This window comes from Aeromicrobium sp. (assembly GCF_025965075.1).
GTDB lineage: Bacteria > Actinomycetota > Actinomycetes > Propionibacteriales > Nocardioidaceae > Aeromicrobium.
The window spans coordinates 1-6,436 of sequence record NZ_JAOPXQ010000261.1; the positions used below are offsets into that span (position 1 = coordinate 1).

Below are 6,436 nucleotides of genomic sequence, written 5' to 3' on the forward strand. Positions count from 1 at the left end.
AGGTCGGCCTGGTCCGGCACGTGCACCTCGGTCACGGGCCGGGGCTCTACGAGCTGGCGCGGGCCGGGGAGCGCGAGTACGCCTGGTGCGAGTCGTGCGGCAAGGCCGTGTCACTGGCCCCGGACGCGCTCGACGAGGCCCGCGACGTCATCGAGCGGACGATCGGCTACCGACCGTGGTTCGGTCACTTCCCGATGGTCGGCCTGTGCTCGGAGTGCCTCGCTCGGGGCGCCTCACCCGACCGGTGATCCGCGAGCCGCAGGTCAGCGCGCCGGCTTGACCGAGTGGTGCAGGGCAACGATGCCACCCGAGAGGTTGTGCCACTCGACGCGGCCCCAGCCGGCCTCGACCATCCGCATCGCGAGGCCCTTCTGGTCCGGCCACTCGCGGATCGACTCGGCCAGGTAGACGTAGGACTCGGGGTTGGAGGACACCTTGCGGGCGATGCTGGGCAGCGCGCGCATCAGGTAGTTGCCGTAGATGGCCGCGAACGGGCTCCACGTCGGTGTGCTGAACTCGCACACCACGACCCGGCCGCCCGGCTTGGTCACCCGCAGGAGCTCGCGGAGACCCGCGATGGGGTCGACGATGTTGCGCAGCCCGAACGAGATCGTCACGGCGTCGAAGGTCTCGTCGCCGAACGGCAGCAGCGTGCCGTCGCCCGCAGTGAACGCGAGGGCCGGACGTTCGCGCTTGCCGACCTCGAGCATGCCGATCGAGAAGTCGCACGGCACGACGGTGGCGCCGGCGTCGGCGAACGGCTGGCTCGACGTGCCGGTGCCGGCGGCGAGGTCGAGGATCGTCTCGCCGGGACGCGGCGCGACGAGGTCGACGACCCGCTTGCGCCAGCGACGGTCCTGGCCGACGGAGAGCACGTCGTTGGTCAGGTCGTACTTCTCGGCGACCCCGTCGAACATCTTCGCGACGTCGTGGGGCTGCTTGTCCAAACCGGCTCTGCTCACCGCAGCAGCCTACGGCCAGAACGCCTGGGGTGCCGCGCCAGGTCGGGCGTCCCACGGTCCGTCCGCACGTCTGACTCGTCACATCCCGAGCACCGCGACGAGCCCCCCAGTAGGCTCGTACGTTGTGAGCAACTCTGCCGTCGTCGCGGAGATCGGACCGCTGGTGGTCCGATCGGCACCGATCGAGGATCCCGGCGAGCTGCTGGCCCTCCTGCCTCGCGAGGACTCCCTCGTGTGGGTCCACGGCGGTGACGGCCTGGTCGGCTGGGGCCGCGCGGCGGAGCTGCGCACGTCCGGCAGCGGACGATTCGCCGACGCCTCCACGTGGTGGAGCGAGCTCGCCCGGCACGCCGTCGTGCGCGACGACGTCGACGTCCCCGGATCGGGCCTCGTCGCGTTCGGCTCCTTCGCCTTCACCGACGATGCCGAGGGCAGCGCGCTCGTGGTCCCCGAGATCGTCGTCGGACGGCGTGACGGAGTCTCCTGGGTCACCGTCATCGGCCTCGGCATCCCCTCGCTGCCCGAGATCCGCGCCGCCGGGACCCCGCAGCAGCCCGTCGGCACGGCATTCGCCGACGGCCCCGTCGACAGCCTGACCTGGCAGGGGCTGGTCGCCGAGGCCGTGCGGCGCATCGAGGCCGGCTCCCTCGACAAGGTCGTGCTGGCCCGGGACCTGGTCGCGACGGTCGACGAGCCGCTCGACGTACGCGCTCCCCTGACCCGGCTCGCCGGGGACTACCCGAGCTGCTGGACGTTCCACGTCGACGGCTTCTTCGGGTCGACCCCCGAGATGCTGGTCCGGCTCGAGCGCGGCCTCGTCACGTCACGGGTCCTGGCCGGCACGATCCGCCGCACCGGCGACGACACGCACGACCTGGCGCTCGCCGGCTCGCTCGCCCGGTCGAGCAAGGACCTCGAGGAGCACGAGTACGCCGTGCGGTCGGTCGCCGACGCCCTCGCGCCGCACTGCACCAGCATGAACGTGCCGGAGGCCCCGTTCGTCCTGCACCTGCCCAATGTCATGCACCTGGCGACCGACGTCACGGGCGTCATGAAGAACGGGGCCAGCGCGCTGACGCTCGCCGCGTCCCTGCACCCGTCCGCCGCCGTGGGCGGCACCCCGACCGCCGAGGCGGTCGCGCTGATCCGGGAGATCGAGATGCTCGACCGCGGCCGCTACGCCGGCCCGGTCGGCTGGATCGGTGCGTCCGGCGACGGCGAGTGGGGCATCGGGCTGCGATCCGCCCAGGTCGAGGGCGACGGCCGGACCGTGCGCCTGTTCGCGGGCTGCGGCATCGTGGCCGACTCCGTGCCCGCCGACGAGCTGGCCGAGTCCAACGCCAAGCTCATCCCGGTCCGCGACGCCCTCACCCCCCAGACCTGACTCCCGCACCGCTGGGAGTGACGTTTGCGCCCCGGATCGCGGCGATCGGGGGCGCAAACGTCACTCCCAGCGGTGCGTGGGTCAGCGCCAGATCGAGGCGTCGAGGCCCTGGCCCAGGATGCGGGCGGCCAGCAACCGGTGGAGTCCGTCGAGGTGCCACCAGCCGTGGCCCTGGCCGATGTCGGTGATGCGGGCCGGCTTGATCGAGCGGCCCTCGTTGAGCTCGGTGAGGTAGTAGTTGACCTTCGCGACACCGACGTGCTGTTGCGGGGTCATCACGACGGTGTGCGGCCGGAGCAGGATCGTCTCGCCCGTCGACTTCGGCGAGTGGTCGTCCTTGAGCCTGAGCGGGCCGGCGAACACGACCGCCAGCCACAGCAGCCGCCGGGTGTTGACGATCTTCTCGCCGGCCGTCATGCGGAGGAACTCGTTGAGCCGCTCCATCGAGTCCTCGGCGAGGTCCGTCGGCGGTGGCGCCAGCCTGGGCCCGAGCTTCGGCAGACGCACGACGACTCCTCAGCTGCCCGTGACGGGAGACAGGGTCGGCCAGCGCGGGCTCAGCGAGTCGCCCGACGACGTACCGGTCAGCCGGCGCTTGACCCACGGCCCGGCATGCGCCCGGGCCCACTCGAGATTGGCCTCCCGCCGCTCGCGGGCCGAGACCTGCGGCCGGTCCCCCAGCTCGGGGACGACGAGCCCGTGCGCGACGCCCAGGGCATCCAGGACCGCCACGGCCATCCGCTGGTGCCCGGCCGCGGACATGTGCATCCGGTCGACGTCCCACATCCGGTCGTCGCGGTAGTCGCGCAGCCGCCAGAAGTCGACCAGCGTCGCCCCGTGCCGCTCGGCGACCTGGCGGACCAGCTCGTTGTAGATCGCGAAGCGTCCGCGCAGTGCCCCGAAGATCGGCGAGCCGCCGGGGTCGTACGCCGTGAACATCACGACGCGCGCGCCGGCGTCGGTGAGTCGGCCGATCGCCACGTCCAGGGCCGCCACGATCCCGTCGATGTCGACCCGCGGGCGCAGGACGTCGTTGGCCCCCGCATAGATCGTGACCAGGTCGGGCTTCATCGCCAGCGCGGGCTCGACCTGCTCGGCGACGATCGGCAGGAGCTTGCGGCCGCGGATCGCCAGATTGGCATAGGAGAAGTCGTCGTGGTCGAGCACCGCGGCGACCCGGTCGGCCCAGCCGCGTACGCCGTTGGGAAGCGCCGGGTCGGGGTCACCGACACCCTCGGTGAACGAGTCGCCGAGCGCGACGTAGCGGGAGAAGGTCACCCGCCAAGGCTAGCGAGTCAATCCGCGGCTCAGCTCATCCGAGCGCGAGGGAGACCGCAAGCCCCAGACCGCAGATCCCGACCGCAGCCCTGAGCGGACCCTCGGGCAGCCACCGGACGACCCACGGCCCGCACCAGCCCCCTACGAACGCCCCGAGGCCGAGCAGCGCGGCCACCGGCACGTCGACATGGCCCACGAGCAGATAGGCGACGGCGGCTGCGAGATTTGCCATCCCCATGCCGACGTTCTTGACGGCATTGCTGACCGCGAGGGTCTCGACGCTGCGCAGCGACAGGACGGCCAGCAATATGACCCCGGCGCCCGCGCCGAAGTAACCGCCGTAGACCCCGACGCCGACCATCGCCAGGTGGCCGGGCCATGACCGCGACGGGCGTGTGCGCCGTGCCGAACGCCGGCTCGCCGCACGCCGAAGCCGGTCACGACCCAGCAGCAGCACCGAGCCCAGCGCGACGAGCCATGGGACGACCGCCGCGAAGACCTCCGGTGGCGCGACCAGGAGCAGCGCAGCGCCAGCAAGGCCGCCACATGTCATCTGCGCCGCCAGCACTGTCAGGCGCCTGCCCTGCCCGCGCAGCTCACGCCGCGAACTGATCCCCGCGCCGGCGGCATTGGCGAGCAGAGCCGTGGTGTTCGTGACGTTGGCGACGACCGGAGACAGGCCGGTCATCAGCAGTGCCGGGTAGGAGACGAGCGATGCGAGGCCTGCAACGGATCCACACAGACCCGCACCGATGCCGGCTAGCACCAGGAACCACCAGGTTTGCTCCACGTCAGCTGGCGACGAGCTCATCCGCGAGGTGGCGGGCGATCTCGAGGGCCGCAGTTGCGGCCGGCGACGGCGCATTCAGCACGTGGAGCTGGCGCGGGCCACGCCGCAGCAGGAAGTCGTCGACCATGGCACCCGAGCGGTCGATCGCCTGGGCACGCACACCGGCATGGGTCGGGACGATGTCGGACAGCGTCAGCTCCGGCACCAGGGTCTGCAGACTCTTCAGGAACCGCCGACGGGAGACCGACCGAGCGACCTCCTGCACCCCCGTCCGCCACCACTGTCGTCCCAACCGCCAGGTGCCGGGCCAGCGGAGCGCATCTGCGACATCGCGCGGACGTACCGTGCCCCACGTGTATCCCTCCCGGGCCAGCGCCAGCACTGCGTTCGGGCCGGCGTGCACCGTTCCGTCGAACATGCGTGTCAGGTGGACGCCGAGGAACGGCAAATCCGGATCGGGCACGGGATAGACGAGACCACGTACCAGGTGCGTGGCCTGCGGAGTGAGCTCGAAGTACTCGCCACGAAACGGCACGATGCGGACCTGTGGGTCGACGCCCGCCATCCGGGCGATGCGGTCACTGTGTAGTCCCGCGCAGTTGACCAGGTGGTCGGCGCTCAGGACGCCGGCCGACGTCCTGACGACGACACCGGTGCTCGACGGCACGATCTCCTCGACCTCGTGTCCCAGAAGCAGGTCGCCGCCCGATTCGACGACGAGGTCGGCCAGCGCGCGGCACACTCCGACGTAGTCGACGACCGCCGTCGACTCCACGTGGGCACCTGCACGGCACTCCACGTGCGGCTCGATCTGCCGTGCCTCCGAGGCGTCGACCCGACGGCATGGCACGCCGTTGGCTGCACCGCGACGGAGCAGTTCCTGGAGCGCCGGCAGCTGGGAGTCGTGGGTCGCGACGACCAGCTTGCCGCAGCGGTCGACCGTGACGCCGTGTCGTCGGGCGAACTCCAGCATCGAGGCCGCACCCGCGGTGCCCATGGTGGCCTTCAACGACCCCGGTGCGTAGTACAGCCCCGAGTGAATGACACCGGAGTTGTGCCCGGTCTGATGGGCCGCGACATGCTTCTCCTTGTCGACGACCGTGACGTGGTGGCCTCGCGACGACAGCTCGTGCGCGGTGGCAAGACCGACTATGCCGGCTCCGATGACGATGACGTGACTACTCATGTTGCTGCTCTCCTACCCTTGGCGGACGACGAGGCCACCGTCGACCACGATGACTTGACCCGAGACGTAGCGTGCAGCGTCGGACACGAGAAAGGCCACGACGTCAGCGACCTCGGCCGGCTCCCCGATGCGGCCCAGGGGAACGGATGACACGGCAGCCTGGAGCCCCACCTCGCCCATCGAGTGCTCTGGGTGCAATGACTGGGCCGTGCGGATCAGGCCCGGCGCCACGGCATTTGCGCGGATGCCGTGCGGTCCGAGCTCGACCGCAAGCGCCCGCGCCATCCCGATGACTCCGGCCTTGGCGGCGGAGTAGTGGGCATGCTCGTCCCACCCGTACGTCGACCCGCTGATCGACGACAGGGCGACCAGAGAGCCGGAACCGCGACGCATCATGGCTGGCACTACCGCCCGAAACACTCGCATCTCGCCCAGCAGATTGACGTCGAGCGTGTGGCTCCACTCCTCATCGGTCAGGTCCTTGAACCGGCGCCGTCGCGCGATCCCGGCGTTGGCCACGACTGCGTCGAAGCCCTGCCCTTCGGTCTCACGCACGACAGCTCGTACCTGGGCGGAGTCGGTGACGTCGAGGGCCCGGAACTGAGCGTCGTGCCCCTGCTCGCGGAGGGAGGCAGCGCGCCGCTCCCCCTCATCTTCGAGCACATCGGTCAGCACGATGCGGTGGCCTGCTCGGGCGAAGGCGTCCGCGCATGCAGCACCGATTCCGATGGCAGCCCCCGTGATGAGGACGGACGGCGAGCTCATGGTCCCCCTGTCAACAAGCATGGTGAGGTCAGTCGCGCAGAGGCATGGCGAGCGGGCGCATGGGCGCGGCG

The 6,436-nt window shown here is 70.9% G+C and carries 7 protein-coding genes and 1 pseudogene; 2 read left to right on the forward strand and 6 right to left on the reverse strand.

Translation table 11 applies throughout. The features are described from left to right. A pseudogene (locus tag JWQ91_RS15405) lies at nt 1–248 on the forward strand (hypothetical protein); the annotation flags it as partial. A gap of 15 nt (nt 249–263) precedes the next feature. Here the strand turns inward: JWQ91_RS15405 and JWQ91_RS15410 are convergent. Continuing rightward, nucleotides 264–962 carry a demethylmenaquinone methyltransferase gene (locus JWQ91_RS15410; protein ID WP_297786107.1) on the reverse strand — a complete coding sequence of 233 codons (699 nt, stop codon included), beginning with the start codon at nt 960–962 and terminating at the stop codon, nt 264–266. A 124-nt stretch (nt 963–1,086) separates the two neighbouring features. On the opposite strand from JWQ91_RS15410, the gene JWQ91_RS15415 reads away from it, so the two are divergent. Next, nucleotides 1,087–2,346: an isochorismate synthase gene (locus JWQ91_RS15415; protein WP_297786110.1), complete on the forward strand. Its 1,260-nt coding sequence runs from the start codon at nt 1,087–1,089 to the stop codon at nt 2,344–2,346. Between the two features lie 81 nt (nt 2,347–2,427). Here JWQ91_RS15415 and JWQ91_RS15420 read toward each other — a convergent pair whose 3' ends face one another. The 5 genes from JWQ91_RS15420 to JWQ91_RS15440 are packed head-to-tail and all read right to left on the reverse strand — an operon-like array spanning nt 2,428 to nt 6,365. Beyond that, nucleotides 2,428–2,853, reverse strand: coding sequence for a hypothetical protein (locus tag JWQ91_RS15420; RefSeq protein WP_297786113.1), 426 nt, complete (start codon nt 2,851–2,853; stop codon nt 2,428–2,430). 9 nt (nt 2,854–2,862) lie between these two features. Further along, nucleotides 2,863–3,624 carry an SGNH/GDSL hydrolase family protein gene (locus JWQ91_RS15425; protein ID WP_297786116.1) on the reverse strand — a complete coding sequence of 254 codons (762 nt, stop codon included), beginning with the start codon at nt 3,622–3,624 and terminating at the stop codon, nt 2,863–2,865. A 34-nt stretch (nt 3,625–3,658) separates the two neighbouring features. Next, nucleotides 3,659–4,435: a sulfite exporter TauE/SafE family protein gene (locus tag JWQ91_RS15430; protein ID WP_297786119.1), complete on the reverse strand. Its 777-nt coding sequence runs from the start codon at nt 4,433–4,435 to the stop codon at nt 3,659–3,661. Further along, nucleotides 4,416–5,600, reverse strand: a complete 1,185-nt coding sequence (gene lhgO / locus JWQ91_RS15435) for an L-2-hydroxyglutarate oxidase (protein WP_297786121.1) — start codon at nt 5,598–5,600, stop codon at nt 4,416–4,418. Before lhgO ends, JWQ91_RS15430 begins: the two co-directional genes overlap by 20 nt. A gap of 12 nt (nt 5,601–5,612) precedes the next feature. After that, the gene (locus tag JWQ91_RS15440; RefSeq protein WP_297786124.1) at nt 5,613–6,365 is read right to left on the reverse strand and encodes an SDR family NAD(P)-dependent oxidoreductase; all 753 of its coding nucleotides are present in this window, start codon (nt 6,363–6,365) and stop codon (nt 5,613–5,615) included. Nucleotides 6,366–6,436: the final 71 nt, after the last annotated feature.